Genomic DNA, 16998 nt, shown 5'->3' on the forward strand with positions numbered 1-16998 from the left:
GATCCAATGGATCGACTTCGGCGTGCACTCCTCGGAAGCTTGGCTGTCATGGCCATTGTCCCCTTTGCATCGCGGGGTGATGCCCAGAAATCGGAACCCCTGAAGATTGGGTCGCTCAAGTTCGGAACCGTCAACTGGCTCCTCGATACGATCACGGACGAGAAGCTCGACCACAGGGAGGGAGTGCGCATCGAGCGCTTGGAACTTGCCTCCAATCAGGCTCTGACCGTCGCTTTGCAGGCCGGCGCGGTCGATCTGATCGTCAGCGACTGGCTCTGGGCCATGCGCCAACGGGCGGAGGGCGATAATCTTCGGTTCGCGCCCTACTCGAGCGCGCTAGGCGCACTGATGGTGCCAAGGGATCGAGGGTTCAAGTCTCTTGCTGACCTGAAGGGGAAACGGCTTGGGGTGGCGGGCAGCGCACTCGACAAGAGCTGGCTTCTGCTGAGGGCATTCTCCCGCAATACGCTCCATGCCGATCTTACAGAGATCGTCGAGCCGATCTATGGCGCTCCACCGCTGCTCTCCGAGCAACTAAGATTGGGGCGCCTAGATGGCGTTTTGACGTTCTGGAATTTCGCGGCTCGTCTCGATGCTGCCGGATATCAGCCGCTGATCGATATGGTCGATGTCATGTCGAGTTTGGGCGTTCACCCTGCGCCTCCGCTAGTCGGGTTCGTCTGGCGTGAGGAATTGCTGCGAAACAAGCCTGAGCAAGTGGCAGGTTTTTTCCGTGCTGTAGAAGGCGCAAATCGTGTCCTCAAGGCGGAAGATAAAGCATGGCAACGTCTCAGGCCCGTGATGGCTGTCGAGACGGATGCCGAATTCCAACGATTGAAGGACTATTTTAGAGCTGGAATTCCCTCTCCATGGGGTGCGGCCGAGACGCAGGCGGCAGAGCGGCTTTTCGGTATTCTCAACGAGTTCGGAGGACCGGATTTGGTCGGTCCCAGAACGCGCTTCGATCCTTCCTTGTTCTGGGCGCCGAAGGCTTAGCATGAAGGATCGACAGGTCAGAGCCGTAACGCGGTTTGCATGGCCGGTTCTGTCGATTGTCGTTTTGGTCGCTGCCTGGCAGGTTGCGGCATTCTTCTCCGATCCACGCCTGTTCCCAGGGCCCGGGCGTGTCGGCACAACGCTGGTCGAGGCCGGGCTTGATGGGGCTCTCTTCAGCAATATTGGCATTACCCTGGCGCGGGTCCTCGCTAGCTTCATTCTTGCCATGGCAATCGGAACCGCCATCGGCATTGCGCTCGGTCGCATCCTTCTTCTGAACCGACTGTTCGATCCCTGGCTTATCCTTTTCCTGAATCTGCCTGCCCTCGTCGTTATCGTTCTCTGCTACATCTGGCTGGGACTGAACGAGGCGGCTGCCATAACCGCCGTTGCAATCAACAAAATTCCCAACGTTGCCGTGACTCTCCGAGAAGGGGCGAGAGCACTGGACCGTGACCTTCTCGAAATGGCGGATGTATATGGCATTGGGCGATGGCGGACCTTGCGACACGTGATCCTGCCTCAATTGGCGCCATATTTTATGGGGGCTATTCGTTCGGGACTTGCCCTCGTGTGGAAGATCGTTCTGGTGGTGGAACTCCTGGGTCGCAGTAGCGGGGTGGGTTTCGTCATCGGCGCCGCGTTTCAGGTTTTCGATGTTTCCACCATCCTGGCCTACGCACTTGCATTTGCCATGATCATTCAAATGGTCGAAATTTTCGTTTTCCAGCCATGGGAGCGCAGACTGAATCAATGGCGCCGATGACCGGTCTCGAGATCGAGGCTCTCCACAAGATCTATCCTTCGCTAGGCGGAACGCCGTTGCGTCGGATTCTTGAGAATTTTCATTTGGCAATTGATCCAGGAACATTCGTTTGCCTGCTCGGCCCGTCCGGGATTGGGAAGACGACTTTGCTCAACATGATCTCGAGACTGGACTCCGACTACTCCGGTCAGATCGCTTTTCAAGGCAGGCCGAACCCCCGCATCGGTTATGTCTTTCAGACACCGCGTCTGCTGCCTTGGAGAACTGTGCTGCAGAACATCCTGCTTCCCTTGCCGCTCACGGAGGATTCACGGCAGACTGCTCTCAGCCTCCTTGCTGATATGGGTATGTCGGACACTCGGGATGTTTATCCAGGGCGGCTTTCCCTGGGCATGCAACGCCGGGTCGCACTCGCGAGAGCCTTCGCCATCGATCCAGACATCTTGCTCATGGACGAGCCTTTTGTCTCTCTCGATGAAGCAACCGCCGACCGGTTGCGCGATCTTCTGATGAGAATGCTTGAGCTGCGGCCTGCCACCGTACTCTTCGTCACCCATGACAGCCGGGACGCTGTTCGCTTGGCGGATCGCATTATCGTTCTCTCCGGCTCTCCTGCTCAGATCGTCAAGGATATCCATGTTGGCTTGAGCGACGACGAGCGCCGGGATGAGAGTGCGATCGAGGCGTTCCGGGGCCGTTATTTGGCGCAATCACAATAATATGGCCTGACTTCGAGAAGCGTGGCCGAATGCGGTTTGCGTCCTTCGACCGCATTTGCCCTTGATGAACTATTCTACTTCAGCGCTGTTGGGGCCACTGAGACAGTAGGCTTGATACATCCGAGGTGAGCTGACCCGGTTTCCTGCTAGCAATGATTAGCTGCGAGATGCCGGAGCAGATAGGAGCTATTATGACATTAGTCTTTCTTGTGTGTTTGATTTCATCTCCCGGAACTTGCAGGGAGGAGCAGCTCAGCCTTACCTTCGAGGATGGAAGCAATCTCGGCTGTATGATGGGCGCACAGCCCAGGATGGCAGCTTGGGCGAACACGCATCCCGAGTGGCGGGTTACCCGCTGGAAATGTGTTCCTCCGGGTTCGGCAGAGCGCGCCCTCTAAAAGAATTACAGCTCCATAACCTTAAACACGGAAACTGTCAGGGGCGATTGGCCGTCGCGTATTCGCGCGAATTAGGTTGTTTGATATGCTGCGCTCAGTTCGCACGGGGAAGCAAAGCATGTCTTGGGCTTATGTTGTCTCTAGAGGCTGCCTTATTCTGGGAATTGCGGCGAATTATCCGGCTTATGCCCTCGATGAGGGCTCTAATGACTATCCCACGACAGCACGTGCAGACTATGTATTCGCCTGCATGGCGGCGAATGGAGAGACAAGGCTAGCATTGGAGCGCTGCTCATGTTCCATCGACGTCATTGCATCCATCATTCCCTATGAGCGCTATGTCCAGGCCGAAACTGCTCTCAGCGTAGGGCAGAGACCAGGGGAGAGCGCCGAACTGTTTCGCAATAATCCCTACATGCGAGACCTCGTCGCCGAACTTCGCCGCGCGCAGGCTGAGGCTGAAGTAGAGTGCTTTCCATGATCGATGCGCTCCCCGCGAGGTAGCTCTAGCGGAGCGTTCCGAGCCATGATCTCTGTGGTTCAGAGCCTCACTTTCCGCTAAACTGCGGCATGTCCGGCTCGAACATTTTCGGCAAGTTTGCGGAAAGGGGAAGTGCCATGGAAACGCGCGCTGCTGTGGCGTGGGAGGCGGGCAAGCCGCTGACCATCGAAACCATCCGCCTGGACGGCCCCAAAGCCGGCGAGGTGCTCGTCGAGGTCATGGCCACCGGCGTCTGCCACACCGACGCCTACACCCTCTCAGGCCTCGATTCCGAAGGCAAGTTCCCGGCCATCCTCGGTCATGAGGGCGCCGGCATCGTGCGCGAGGTCGGCCCCGGCGTCACCACCCTCAAAGTTGGCGATCACGTCATTCCGCTCTACACGCCCGAATGCCGCAACTGCAAATCCTGCCTGTCGCGCCGCACCAACCTGTGCACCGCCATCCGCGCCACGCAAGGGCAGGGCGTGATGCCCGACGGCACGAGCCGCTTCCGCTGCGATGGCGAGACCGTGTTCCACTACATGGGCTGCTCGACCTTTGCCAACTTCACCGTGCTGCCCGAGATCGCGCTCGCCAAGGTGCGCGAGGACGCTCCCTTCGACAAGATCTGCTACATCGGCTGCGGCGTGACCACCGGCATCGGCGCGGTGATCTATACCGCAAAGGTGTGGCCGGGAGCCAATGTGGTGGTGTTCGGCTTGGGCGGCATCGGGCTCAACGTGATCCAGGGCGCGCGCATGGTGGGCGCCGACAAGATCATCGGGGTCGACCTCAACCCGGCCAAGGCGGAGATGGCGAAGAAGTTCGGCATGACCGACTTCATCAATCCGAAGGAGGTCGGCTCCGACAAGGTGGTGCAGGCAATCCTCGACCTGACCGGGGGCGGGGCGGACTTTTCGTTCGATGCCACCGGCAACACGGAGGTGATGCGCCAGGCCTTGGAGTGCTGCCATCGCGGCTGGGGCGAGAGCATCATCATCGGGGTGGCGGAAGCGGGCAAGGAGATTGCGACGCGTCCGTTCCAGCTGGTGACGGGACGGGTGTGGAAGGGCACGGCGTTCGGCGGCGCGCGCGGGCGCACGGACGTGCCGAAGATCGTGGACTGGTACATGGAGGGCAAGATCAACATCGATGATCTAATCACGCACACCATGCCGCTCGACGAGATCAACACCGCGTTCGATCTCATGCACGAGGGCAAGTCCATCCGATCCGTCATCGTCTATTGAGAGGAGGCGCTGATGCCTCAAGGTTGGAGCGCGGATGCGCTTATCCAGAACATCAACCTTGAAACAGGCCGCCTTCAGAAGTGTCGATCGTCCGGCTTTATGGGAAAGGTTGAGAGCTCTGGAGACGCGCACAGCAAGGCTGCCGCGCCGACACTCCTTATGAGGTATCAATACTCCAATTTTCTTGGCGTAATTCGAACAATTTGAGGCCCTGGCCCTCATAAGGCACTCTTGAGCATGATAAGCTGTGCCGGTTCGCCGAGTAGACTTTCATGGGGGCATAGGAGCGTCCGATGAATGCAACTCTTTCGATCCATCCATCCGTCGATAATGGCGTAATCCGTGGTGATCCGAATTTCGGCGGTGGCAGACTTACATGTAAATGCGCCGACAATCCTGTCGTCGTAGAGATCAAAGGCAACAGCATGCACAATCATCTGTGCGGCTGTACCAAATGCTGGAAGCCAAGTGGCGCGACGTTCGCCATGGTTGCCGTAGTGCCCAGAGATAGCGTGACCGTGACGGCCAATGAAGACAAGCTTCAGGTCGTCGATCCATCCGCAACAATTCAGCGGCATGCGTGCAAGGTCTGCGGCGTTCACATGTATGGCCGCATCGAGAACAAGAACCACCCCTTCTATGGTCTCGATTTCATCCATACGGAACTCTCTCCCGCACAAGGATGGTCGGCTCCCGGATTTGCCGCGTTCGTCTCATCGGTCATTGAGTCCGGTGTAGATCCGGCGCAAATGCCGCAAATTCGCGCCCGGCTGAAAGAACTGGGCCTTGAGCCCTACGATTGCCTGTCACCTGAGCTGATGGATATTATTGCGGCTCATACCGCCAAGTCCAAGCAGGCAGCAGCAGCCTGAACGACAAAGCGTATGCCAATGTGCAGCCGCACGGCCTGCTAGGCCGTGCGGAATGCCAAGACATATGTCAGGTCGATCCGAAAATCTTGGTTGCATAGCGCTCTCAAGGCGAGCAGTCTTGAGAAAACCAATAATACCCAGGTGTGCAAATGCCGAGGTTTGTCGAGTGGGATCAGGCTCGTGCGCGTGAGATCATTGCGGCGCATGCTTTGCTGGACGGCCCGGTGCTGCCGATCTTCCATGCTCTTCTGGAGGAATTCGGTTACATCCACGAAGAGGCGATATCCTTGGTGGCCTCGGATTTGAATCTCTCGCGGGCTGAGATTCATGGGACAGTAAGCTTCTATCATGATTTCCGCCGCAAGCCCGCAGGCAGGCATGTTCTTAAGCTGTGTCGTGCGGAAGCCTGCCAGTCCATGAATGGCCCCCAGATCGCACGCGATCTGCTGGCCAAGCTTGGGGTCGATTGGGGCGAAACCACATCCGATGGCGCCTTGACCGTTGAGCCCGTCTATTGCCTTGGCCTCTGTGCCTGCGCCCCATCTGCCCTCTATGACGGCGAGCCTATTGGAAGGCTCGATGCAGAGCGGCTGGACGCTGTCGTGCGAGAGGCGCGGTCGATATGACCAGGATCTTCATTTCCCGAGATAGCGCATCGGTTTCTGTTGGAGCCGCACGAATAGCGAAATTGATTGCGGACGAAGCTGCCATCCGAGGGGTGACGCTGGAGATTGTATCGACCGGATCCCGTGGTCTCTTCTGGCTGGAGCCTCTGGTTGAAGTGGAAACACCCGAAGGACGCATCGCCTATGGGCCCATTAGTCCTCCGGACATCCGTAGCCTGGTCGATGCTGCCTTCATCACGGGTGCGAAGCATCCTCTGCGCTTGGGGCATCTGGAGGACCATCCCTACGTCGCAAGGCAACAGCGGCTAACCTTTGCTCGTTGCGGTATCGTCGATCCGTTGTCCATTGAGGATTACAAGGCTCGCGGGGGCTATGCCGGCCTCGAACGCTCCCTGTCTCAAAGCCCACAGGCCATCGTGGATGAGATTAAGCTCTCCGGGTTGCGTGGCAGGGGCGGCGCCGGATTCCCGACCGGTATTAAATGGGACACGGTTCTTCATGCGGAGGCTGATCGCAAGTACATCGTCTGCAATGCGGATGAGGGCGACAGTGGAACCTTCGGAGACAGGTTGCTTCTAGAAGGTGATCCCTTCTGCCTGATCGAAGGCATGACCATTGCTGGCTTGGCCGTCGGTGCCACCAAAGGCTTCATCTACATCCGGTCGGAATACGCTTACGCCTACCGGACCATGACGGAAGCAATCGGCCTCGCCACGAAGGCGGGCTATCTAGGGGCATCCGTGATGGGATCAGCTCGAGCCTTCACGCTTGAGGCGCGTCTTGGAGCCGGAGCCTACATCTGTGGTGAGGAAACATCTCTCCTGGAGAGTCTCGAGGGTAAACGCGGCGTCGTACGGGCGAAGCCGCCGCTGCCGGCGATCAAGGGTCTCTTCGGCAAGCCGACGGTTGTCAATAATGTCCTGACTCTGGCGACGGTGCCGTGGATTCTCGCCAAGGGCGGGCAGGCTTATGCGGATTTCGGCATGGGACGTTCGCGGGGCACGCTGCCGATCCAGCTTGCGGGGAACATCAAGCGGGGCGGTCTCATTGAGATTGGGTTCGGTATCACCTTGCGCGAGATCATTGAAGATTTCGGCGGAGGAACTGCGACGGGGCGTCCGGTAAGGGCCGTGCAGGTCGGAGGACCTTTGGGAGCTTATTTCCCAGCTTCCATGCTGGATCTTCCGCTGGATTATGAGACGCTCGCGGCGGAGAAGGGACTTCTCGGTCACGGCGGGATTGTCGTGTTCGACGATACCGTGGATCTCTCGCAGCAGGCCCGCTTCGCGTTTGAATTCTGCGCTGCAGAGAGCTGCGGCAAGTGCACACCCTGCCGTGTCGGCGCGGTGCGCGGAGTCGAGGTCATGGATCGGATCATAGCCGGGGTTGAGCCTGAGAAGAATTTCGAGGTTCTTGAGGATCTCTGCACCCTGATGACCGATGCTTCGCTCTGCGCCATGGGAGGGCTGACCCCCGTGCCGGTCTTGAGCGCATTGACTCATTTTCCCGAAGATTTCGACAAGGCCCGACGATTTCCGGCGGCCGCCGAGTAAGGGAGCGCAGTCATGGCTCTGATCAAGGAAATCGATTACGGAACGCCGATCCGCAGAACGAAAAAGGTGCTTACGCTCACCATTGATGGGCAGTCGGTTACGGTGCCGGTGGGTACTTCCGTCATGGCCGCCGCCATGGCGCTGGGCACTGAAATTCCAAAACTTTGCGCCACGGATACGCTGGAGCCTTTCGGCTCATGCCGCCTCTGTCTCGTGGAGATCGAAGGAAGGCGTGAAACGCCTGCTTCCTGCACGACACCTGTCGAAGAGGGCATGGTCGTGCGCACCCAGACTGACAGGCTCGCAAAGCTCCGTCGCGGAGTGATGGAGCTCTATATCTCGGACCACCCGCTCGATTGCCTGACCTGTTCCGCGAATGGCGACTGCGAACTGCAGGACATGGCAGGCGCCGTCGGGTTGCGGGAGGTCCGCTACGGTTATGCCGGAGCGGGCCATCTCGATGCGCCGAAGGATACGTCCAATCCGTATTTCACCTTCGAGGATTCCAAATGCATCGTCTGCTCGCGTTGCGTACGCGCTTGTGAGGAAGTGCAGGGCACTTTCGCGCTGACAATCCAGGGGAGGGGCTTCGATTCCCGCGTCTCGCCTGGAGGAATGGACTTCTTCGGCTCCGAATGCGTGTCGTGCGGCGCCTGTGTGCAGGCTTGCCCGACGGCAACGCTGAACGAGAATTCGGTTATCGAGACGGGGACACCTGAGCACTCGGTCATTACCACGTGCGCCTATTGCGGCGTTGGCTGCAGCTTCAAGGCCGAGATGAGGGGCACGATGGTGGTTCGCATGGTCCCCTACAAGCACGGCAAAGCGAATGAGGGGCATTCCTGCGTCAAAGGGCGCTTTGCCTGGGGATATGCGACACACAAGGACCGTATGACGAAACCCATGATCCGGGAGAAGATTACAGATCCATGGCGGGAGGTTTCCTGGGAAGAGGCAATCGAACGGGCCGCCGGCGAACTGAAGCGCATTCAAGCGAAATACGGCCGGGACTCCATCGGCGGCATCACGTCCTCCAGGTGCACGAACGAGGAGACGTTCCTTGTTCAGAAACTCGTCCGGGCAGCGTTCGGCAACAACAATGTCGATACCTGTGCCCGCGTCTGCCATTCACCGACTGGGTATGGCCTGAAGACGACCCTTGGCACGTCGGCAGGAACTCATGACTTTGCATCGGTGGATCAAGCGGACGTCATCATCGTGATCGGCGCCAACCCCACGGATGGCCATCCGGTCTTTGCTTCACGTATGAAGCGGCGTCTGCGCGAAGGCGCTCGCCTGATCGTCATCGATCCACGGCGGATCGACCTCGTGAGATCGCCTCACATCGAAGCGGACTATCACCTGCCCCTGAAACCGGGAGCCAATGTCGCGATGATCAATGCGCTCGCGCATGTGATTGTGACGGAAGGGCTGGTGGACGAGGAGTATGTGCGCGAACGGTGTGAGGTGGACGCGTTTGAGTCATGGGCCCGCTTCGTCGCCGACGAACGTCATTCGCCCGAAGCCGTCGAGGACATCACCGGCGTTCCTGCCGCGGACATAAGAGGCGCTGCAAGGCTCTATGCCACCGGCGGCAATGCTGCGATCTATTACGGACTTGGCGTCACCGAGCACAGCCAGGGATCGACCATGGTCATGGGAATGGCGAACATTGCCATGGCGACAGGCAATATCGGAAAGCCCGGCACAGGCGTGAATCCGCTACGCGGGCAGAACAATGTGCAGGGCTCCTGTGACATGGGTTCTTTTCCGCATGAGTTCTCCGGCTATCGGCATGTCTCGGACGACGCGACGCGGCAGATGTTCGAGACTCTCTGGGGCGTGAGCCTCCTGAGCGAGCCCGGACTCCGTATTCCAAACATGCTCGACGAGGCCGTGTCCGGCTCTTTCAAGGCGCTTTACATTCAAGGTGAGGATATCGCGCAATCCGATCCCGATACGCAGCATGTGACCGCCGCCTTGAAGGCGATGGAATTCGTGGTCATTCAGGATATTTTCCTGAACGAGACGGCTAAATATGCCCATGTCTTCCTACCCGGCTCCTCCTTCCTCGAAAAAGACGGGACGTTCACGAATGCGGAGCGTCGCATCAATCGAGTGCGGAAGGTGATGCCGCCGTTGGGAGGATTGGCGGATTGGGAAGCTACCATGGCTCTCTCGAATGCGCTGGGATACCTGATGAACTATTCGCATCCCAGTGAGATCATGGATGAGATCGCCCGTCTCACGCCGACCTTCGCGGGCGTGTCTTATGAGAAGTTGGATCGGCTTGGATCGATTCAGTGGCCGTGCAACGATGCGGCTCCATCCGGGACGCCGATGATGCATGTGGACCGCTTCGTCCGCGGCAAGGGCAAGTTCATGATCACGGAGTTCGTCCCCACCGAGGAGCGCACAGGCCCACGCTTCCCGCTGATCCTCACGACGGGCCGCATTTTATCGCAGTACAATGTCGGCGCGCAGACACGGCGCACGGAGAACAGCCGCTGGCATGAAGAGGATGTTCTCGAAATCCATCCGTTCGATGCAGAAAGCAGGGGGATCCTTGATGGCGATCTTGTCTCCCTGGAAAGCAGGTCCGGCGACATCGCCTTGCGGGCTCAGATCAGCGAGCGCATGCAGCCGGGAGTCGTCTATACGACATTCCATCATGCGAAGACCGGTGCAAACGTGATCACGACCGACTACTCCGACTGGGCGACGAATTGCCCGGAATACAAGGTCACGGCAGTTCAAGTGCGGCGCACGAACCGCCCATCCGACTGGCAGGCCCGCTTCTATGAAGAGGATCTGGCGCTCAAGCGTATCGATGCGAATATGAAGGCCGCTGAATGAAAGATCGGTTTAACAGAGAGTTGCTCTGGCATGAGTGCTGAAAAACTCGTCCGCATGGCCAATCAGATCGCCAGCTTCTTCCGCTCCTACCCGGAAGAGCAGGCGATCAAAGGCATTCACGACCATCTCGTGGCCTTCTGGACACCTGGTATGCGAAGAGATCTTCTGTCTTATGCGTCTCAAGGTGGCGGAAAGCTCGATCCGCTTGTCGTGAAAGCAGTGAGTGATCCGCAAACTGGCAAGAATCCAATCAAGAAGGCGATTTCCGGCCCTGAAGTAGTGGGTGATTTGGCGAGCGATGCTGGGTGATGCCGGTACTCGTTACATCAAGACAAGCTGAGTTGTTGTGCATGCGCCAGTCGAGCTCGTCAGAATCAATTGAGCACAAGATTCATCTATCCGATGTATCGTTACAATTAACGCGTCTGGGTTGACCAACTGGTTCGAAGGGTACAGACTTTAAGCAGGCTGGGGACATCGGTCCTCCCTGACTGAGGCTTCCTGAGGGAAGCCTCTTTTGTATTCAAGAGATTTCATTTCCTGCCAAAGTTAACGGAATGACCACAACTCTTGGCGAAGTCTGCTGAGGATTGCCGCCCGAAAGCCGAATCGAATTTCATCGTGCTCACTTACGTGATCCTGCTCCTCAGCGTCGTGATGACGGTAGCCGCATTCATCGGCGCGGTTTTCCTGTTGCTGCGTGAGCATAACGAGGATCTCGCAAGAGCGGAGGGCGATCTGGCTACCCTCGCGCTTTCTCTTCAGGAGCGAGCCGATGCGGCTCTTCAGTCTATTGAGAACGTTCTTCAGGACGTAATTGGCCGTATACCTGACGCTTGCCTGGCAGTCAGTGAGTTCGACGGGTTCGCCGCATCACAGGCGACAAAGGCCGTTTTGGTCGGAGCGTGTCACTCCCTTCCTCAGATCCACCGCATCGATCTCGTCAATTCCAGGGGGCGGATCGTGGGTACATCCAATCCACGCCCGATCGCGAACCCGACCTATTTGAGCGACGCATCATATTATCAGGCTCTGTCGAGCGATCCATTGCTCCTGGTGTACTTGAGCGAGCCGATGATCATTCGCGCGACCGGAAAAAAGTTTTTCTCTCTCGCCCGAAAAATCAAGGATTCCAACGGAAACTTCATCGGCCTCGTCGTATCGACGATCGACGTCAGCCATTTCGAGAAAATGTTTGAGGTGCATTTCAAGTCACCTTCGCTCGCGATCGCACTCTATCGCCGCGATGGGATCATTCTCGCGAACGGCCCAAGATCCGACAAATCCCTTGGGCGCAAGGTCTGGCGGCCAGGCACGCCGCTGCAACGGATGGTTGCCAAGAACAGCCCGACACTCATTCGCGATATCACCTGGATCGACAAGAACGAGCGGCTGGTCGCTCTTCATCCTCTTGCTCATTATCCGAGCGGCATCGCCGTCAGCAGGACCATGGCGGAGCTCATGGCCGGAAGGCGGCTCGAGGCGCGCGTGATCAGACTCATCGCCCATCTCATGGACATCGCCATCGATGCGGCTAGCTTGCTGGGGCTGAAGCATGTGAGAGCCGGTATCCTGAGAGCCGCCAGTGAGAGTTATCTTTCGCATCATGACATTCTGACCAAGCTGCCCAACAGGCAGCTCTTTTTGGAAGAGCTGAAGCGCACATTTCTCGCTTCCCAAAGGACCGGAAGAGATTTTGCGCTGCATCTTCTCGATCTCGATCGCTTCAAGGATATAAACGACAACTATGGACATGCCGCTGGAGACGAAATCATCCGGACAGTAGCGCGGCGTCTGCGCGAGCGGCTCAGGAAGGGCGACTTCATAGCCCGCATCGGTAGCGACGAGTTCGCCATTATTCAGAGACCTATCAGAGGAAAGCAGCAGGTCATGGATCTCGTTGCGGCCATTCAGGCTGCGATGAAGGTTCCATGTACAGCTGGCAACACGGAGATCGACGTCGGAGTTTCAATGGGCATTGCGGTTGCATCGGCGGATGGCAAGTCCTCGACCGAGCTGATGAAATCGGCCGATGTCGCGCTTTATGCGGCAAAGACCGACTCAAGCTGCAGTTACCGCCTCTATGATGCAAGCATCAAGGATCCCCGTGCAGAGCGACGCGCGCTTGAGGGGGCGCTGAAAAGCGCGCATGACAACAGAGAGTTCGAGCTGTTCTACCAGCCAATCCTGGATTTGGCGACCAATCGGATGTGGGGTTGTGAAGCGCTGGTGCGCTGGAAGCATTCGTCGAAAGGAATGATCTCCCCCGTCGAGTTTATTCCGACCGCCGAAGAGTCTGGGCTCATTGGTCCCATCGGCGACTGGATTCTCGAAGAGGCTTGCTCGACGGCCATGACCTGGGTGCTGCCGCTGAAGGTTGCGGTCAATCTCTCGCCAGTGCAATTCCAACGCCGGGATGTTTTCGCCAGTGTCAAACAGGCCTTGGACGCATCTGGCCTGCCGGCCCAGCGCCTGGTTCTGGAGATTACGGAGTCGGTCAAGCTCACCGAGGAAGCCACCGCGACCCTCAAGCGACTAAAGGCTTTGGGAGTCTCGATCTCGCTTGACGATTTCGGTACCGGCTATGCGTCTATGAGCTATCTTCGAAGCTTTCCTTTCGACAAGATTAAGATTGATCAGTCGTTCGTGCGCGGGATCACGGATTCATCGGACAGCCGCGCGATCATCAAGGCAACAATCGGCCTTGCGAACGATCTGAAGATTAGTACGACGGCCGAAGGCGTTGAAACGGAAGAACAACTCAATGCCTTGCGTCTGGCAGGCGCCTCCCAAGCCCAAGGCTATCTGATAGCCAAGCCCATGTCCCGCGAATCCATCGCATGTTTCATCGCGGATATCCAAGGCACACAGCAGAATATGCAACGAGAGGCCTTAACTCCACGGGTCATCGGGTAAGCGATAGCTCATCAATTCGTCTCCGATAAGTGATGCTCCTGGAAGGGGCAATCCGCATGAGCGGCTTTCGGTTGTGTCTCCATCCCGTAAGATGAAAACGGCAGGATGGCAGTCCTGCCTTGTCTGTTCGGGCAGGGCAATTGGCCAAGCCTTATCTCATCGCTCGTGATTGGAGCAGCGCCATGACAGAAACCTTCGACGCGATCATCATTGGGGCCGGACAGGCTGGGCCACCGCTCGCAGGGCGTTTGACCGCCGCCGGGATGAAAGTCGCGCTCATCGAGCGAAAGCTGTTCGGCGGCACTTGCGTCAACACCGGGTGCATGCCGACGAAAACACTCATCGCGAGCGCTTATGCCGCTCACCTTGCCCGCCGAGGCGCTGAGTATGGAGTTGACGTCGAAGGGCCGATCAAAGTCGACATGAAACGGGTCAAGGCTCGTGCCGACACTGTCTCAACAAACGCACGTACCAATCTTGAAAAGTGGCTGAATGGGCTAGACGGGCTGACAATCATCGAAGGGCATGCTCGCTTCGAGGGGCGCGATGTCGTCCGGGTAGGCGAGAGGCTGCTGAAGGCACCGAGGATATTCATCAATGTCGGCGGTCGTGCAAGCGTGCCCGACATGCCGGGCGTCGATACAGTGGACTATCTCACCAACACCTCCATCCTCCGGCTTGATACTCTGCCCAGGCATCTCGTCGTGGTTGGCGGCAGCTATATCGGCCTTGAATTCGCACAGATGTATCGACGCTTCGGCGCCGAGGTTACTGTCGTCGAAAAAGGGCCGCGCCTGATCGCCCGCGAGGATGAGGATGTGTCGGAGGCCGTCAGGAACATCCTTACAGATGAAGGGATAATGGTTCGCACCAACGCCACCTGCATCGGCTTCAAGCCTCACCCAAATGGCGTAGCAGTCGACATAGATTGCACCTCGGGAGAGCCCTTCGCAGTCGGTTCGCATGTGCTGTTGGCCGTGGGACGTCGGCCGAATACGGATGATCTCGGCCTCGACACGGTGGGCATCATGGTCGATGCCAGGGGATACATCGGAGTGGATGACAGCCTGGCGACCAATGTTCACGGCATATGGGCATTGGGCGACTGCAACGGTCGCGGGGCTTTCACGCACACTTCGTACAACGACTACGAAATCGTCGCCGCCAATCTTCTCGACGGCAAAAGCCGCCGGGTGAGCGACCGGATACCGGCTTATGCGCTCTACATCGATCCGCCTCTCGGTCGCGTTGGAATGTCAGAGGCGGAAGCTGCCCGTATGGGCCGTGATCTCCTGGTGTCGAAACGCCCGATGACTCGGGTTGGGCGTGCCATCGAGAAAGGTGAAACCAAGGGCTTCATGAAAATCGTGGCCGATGCAGAGACAAAGCAGATCCTAGGCGCCGCCATTCTCGGCCTAAATGGGGATGAGGCGCTCCATGGCATTCTGGACATGATGAATGCCAAGGCAGCCTATCCGGTTCTGCAATGGGCAGTTCCCATCCATCCTACGGTGTCGGAGTTGATCCCCACCGTTCTTGGGGATCTAAAGCCTTTCAATTAAGGCCGCATCGTCGGCGCTCAAAGTATCGACGATGCGAGAGATCATGGAAGCTTCCAATTGCCAACATGCTCACGGAACTCTTGCATAAATGCCGTTGCCAAGGTGGAGGCCGGGAGGTGAGGAGAGCGCAAAGCCACGAACCCAGCATCAATGAAGGGCATGAAGGGTTTCGCGACGATCCCCTTGTCGAGGAACTCTGCCGCCGAATGGGGATCGACAAGGCTGATGCCGCCGCCTTCAGCAACTAGGAGGCAAGCGATCTGAGATAAGGTTGTCTCAAGCGAGATCGTTCGTGGAATTTCTGCAAGAGCCGTGTCAATTCTTGAACGGAAAAGGGTGCCGCGACCGATCCCAACGAAACGTTCGCCGCTGAGATCGTCCGGCGTAATACAATCACGCCGGGCCAAGCGGTGGCTCTTCGGCATGATAGCCACCGCCGCCATCGGAATGGTTTCAATCTCCAGCCCAACGCGATCCAGAGGACCATCCGCGTATCCGAAATCGACCTGACCGCTAGCCACCGCGTCCGTCACGAGATGGGAAGGTGTTCCGGTGATCGAAATATGAACGTCGGGCCTGCGCATGGAGAACCGGGCGACGAAGCGGGTCAGGATACTTCCGGCAAGAGCCGGCATCGCTGCGATCCGGAGTGAGCCAACGGTTTGGGCGCGGAGTGCCTGTGCGAAGGCTGCGATGCGCGACAATCCTACAAACGATCGCTCGACCTCCGCGAGAAGCGTTGTCGCTTCCGCTCTGGGAACGATGTGGTTCCCACGCCTTTCAAACAGGGCGAGGCCGATCTCGTCTTCCAGGCTCTGAATGAGCCGGCTGACGGCTGGCTGTGTCACGAAAAGGGCTTCTGATGCGCTGGTGATGCTTCCAGTGAGCATCACCATGCGAAAGGCTTCGATCTGGCGGGAGCTGATATTCACGCGGCCCTCCAAGCATGTCTTTGATGCATGCTGGGATAATTATATCTGATTTGACGTTATGGAAAGTCATGTCGATTGTCCATCAGAGAGGCTTGGAGCAACTGCGACGCAATCGGCGGATGCCAGCCTTGATAACTGGATGAGGGAATGAGGATATGAACACCTTCGGAGTTCTGGGAGCCGCGGCTCTCGGTGTGCTTGTTGCGGTCGGCGGAGCCTCCGCGCAGGAGAAGACGGTCAAGATCGCGACGGAAGGCGCCTATGCCCCGTGGAACTTCACGGGCGCCGGCGGCAAGCTGGAAGGTTTCGAGATCGATCTCGCCAATGACCTCTGCTCGCGCATGAAGGTGAAGTGCGAGATCGTCGCTCAGGACTGGGACGGCATTATTCCCGCTCTCAATGCCAAGAAGTACGACGCCATCATGGCCGGCATGACGATCACCGATAAGCGCAAAGAAGCGATAAACTTCTCCATTCCATATGCAGACACGCCGAGCGTCTTCCTGACAGCGAAGAGCTCACCGCTGGCAAAGCTCCCAGGCACGGGCCAGTCATTCAACCTTTCGACCCAGCAGGCCGCCGCTGAGAAGGCTCTGAACGATCTCAAGCCGCTTCTGAAGGGCAAGACCATCGGTGTCCAGACCTCAACCATTCAGGCAAGCTTCGCCGATAAATACTTGAAGGACACTGCCGAAATCCGCGAATACAAAACCACTGAGCAGCATGATCTCGATATGGCTGCCGGCCGCATCGATGCAGTCTTTGCAGGAGCCGCTCAAGTCATCGGCACGCTTGAAAAGCCTGACTTCAAGGACGACTACGTCGTCGTAGGGCCGTCGTTGACGGGCGGCCTGCTCGGCGCCGGCATCGCGGTTGGCCTGCGCAAAGACGAAGCAGATCTCAAGAAGGCCTTCGATGAAGCTATCCAAGCCGCCATCAAGGACGGCACCATCGGAAAACTCTCGATGAAGTGGTTCAAGACCAACATCACTCCTCAGAGCTAAGGCTCATCATGCCCTGCGGGACGCTCCCGAGCGTCCCGCAAATACGGAATGACAGGAAAAGGCAGTC

General features: G+C 57.9%; 14 protein-coding genes. 13 read left to right on the forward strand and 1 reads right to left on the reverse strand.

The genetic code is table 11. The features are described from left to right. Positions 1 to 48 precede the first annotated feature (48 nt). The 12 genes from MHY87_RS12920 to MHY87_RS12975 all read left to right on the forward strand — a co-directional run bounded on the left by MHY87_RS12920 (position 49) and on the right by MHY87_RS12975 (position 14995). Positions 49 to 996 (forward strand): ABC transporter substrate-binding protein, encoded by a 948-nt coding sequence (locus tag MHY87_RS12920; protein ID WP_239352318.1) that lies wholly within the window; start codon positions 49 to 51, stop codon positions 994 to 996. A gap of 1 nt (position 997) precedes the next feature. Next, positions 998 to 1762 carry an ABC transporter permease gene (locus tag MHY87_RS12925; protein WP_239352319.1) on the forward strand — a complete coding sequence of 255 codons (765 nt, stop codon included), beginning with the start codon at positions 998 to 1000 and terminating at the stop codon, positions 1760 to 1762. After that, positions 1750 to 2481: an ABC transporter ATP-binding protein gene (locus MHY87_RS12930; protein WP_239352320.1), complete on the forward strand. Its 732-nt coding sequence runs from the start codon at positions 1750 to 1752 to the stop codon at positions 2479 to 2481. Before MHY87_RS12925 ends, MHY87_RS12930 begins: the two co-directional genes overlap by 13 nt. Positions 2482 to 2997: 516 nt before the next feature. After that, positions 2998 to 3360 carry a hypothetical protein gene (locus MHY87_RS12935; RefSeq protein ID WP_239352321.1) on the forward strand — a complete coding sequence of 121 codons (363 nt, stop codon included), beginning with the start codon at positions 2998 to 3000 and terminating at the stop codon, positions 3358 to 3360. Positions 3361 to 3497: 137 nt separating this feature from the next. After that, a complete protein-coding gene (locus MHY87_RS12940) occupies positions 3498 to 4610 on the forward strand; it encodes an S-(hydroxymethyl)glutathione dehydrogenase/class III alcohol dehydrogenase (RefSeq protein WP_239352323.1) in 1113 nt (370 codons plus the stop codon). Positions 4611 to 4903: 293 nt separating this feature from the next. Next, a complete protein-coding gene (gfa, locus tag MHY87_RS12945) occupies positions 4904 to 5482 on the forward strand; it encodes an S-(hydroxymethyl)glutathione synthase (protein WP_239352325.1) in 579 nt (192 codons plus the stop codon). 149 nt (positions 5483 to 5631) lie between these two features. Next, positions 5632 to 6108 (forward strand): formate dehydrogenase subunit gamma, encoded by a 477-nt coding sequence (locus MHY87_RS12950; RefSeq protein ID WP_239352326.1) that lies wholly within the window; start codon positions 5632 to 5634, stop codon positions 6106 to 6108. Next, positions 6105 to 7661, forward strand: a complete 1557-nt coding sequence (locus MHY87_RS12955) for an NADH-quinone oxidoreductase subunit NuoF (RefSeq protein ID WP_239352327.1) — start codon at positions 6105 to 6107, stop codon at positions 7659 to 7661. The genes MHY87_RS12950 and MHY87_RS12955 overlap by 4 nt, the downstream gene beginning before the upstream one ends. Positions 7662 to 7673: 12 nt before the next feature. Continuing rightward, complete coding sequence (gene fdhF, locus MHY87_RS12960) at positions 7674 to 10517, forward strand: formate dehydrogenase subunit alpha (RefSeq protein WP_239352328.1); 2844 nt, start codon at positions 7674 to 7676, stop codon at positions 10515 to 10517. Positions 10518 to 10571: 54 nt separating this feature from the next. After that, positions 10572 to 10826, forward strand: coding sequence for a formate dehydrogenase subunit delta (locus MHY87_RS12965; RefSeq protein WP_239352329.1), 255 nt, complete (start codon positions 10572 to 10574; stop codon positions 10824 to 10826). 324 nt (positions 10827 to 11150) lie between these two features. Continuing rightward, entirely contained in the window at positions 11151 to 13433 is a 2283-nt protein-coding gene (locus MHY87_RS12970; protein WP_239352330.1) for an EAL domain-containing protein, read from the forward strand. Between the two features lie 182 nt (positions 13434 to 13615). After that, on the forward strand, positions 13616 to 14995 hold the full coding sequence (locus tag MHY87_RS12975) for an FAD-containing oxidoreductase (RefSeq protein WP_239352331.1): 1380 nt from the start codon (positions 13616 to 13618) through the stop codon (positions 14993 to 14995). 41 nt (positions 14996 to 15036) lie between these two features. Here the strand turns inward: MHY87_RS12975 and MHY87_RS12980 are convergent, their stop codons facing one another. Then, positions 15037 to 15927, reverse strand: coding sequence for a LysR family transcriptional regulator (locus tag MHY87_RS12980; protein ID WP_370644925.1), 891 nt, complete (start codon positions 15925 to 15927; stop codon positions 15037 to 15039). A 155-nt stretch (positions 15928 to 16082) separates the two neighbouring features. Between MHY87_RS12980 and MHY87_RS12990 the strand changes: the two genes are divergently transcribed. Beyond that, complete coding sequence (locus tag MHY87_RS12990) at positions 16083 to 16931, forward strand: lysine/arginine/ornithine ABC transporter substrate-binding protein (RefSeq protein WP_239352332.1); 849 nt, start codon at positions 16083 to 16085, stop codon at positions 16929 to 16931. Positions 16932 to 16998: the final 67 nt, after the last annotated feature.

This window comes from Microvirga sp. ACRRW (genome assembly GCF_022346925.1).
Classification (GTDB): Bacteria; Pseudomonadota; Alphaproteobacteria; order Rhizobiales; family Beijerinckiaceae; genus Microvirga.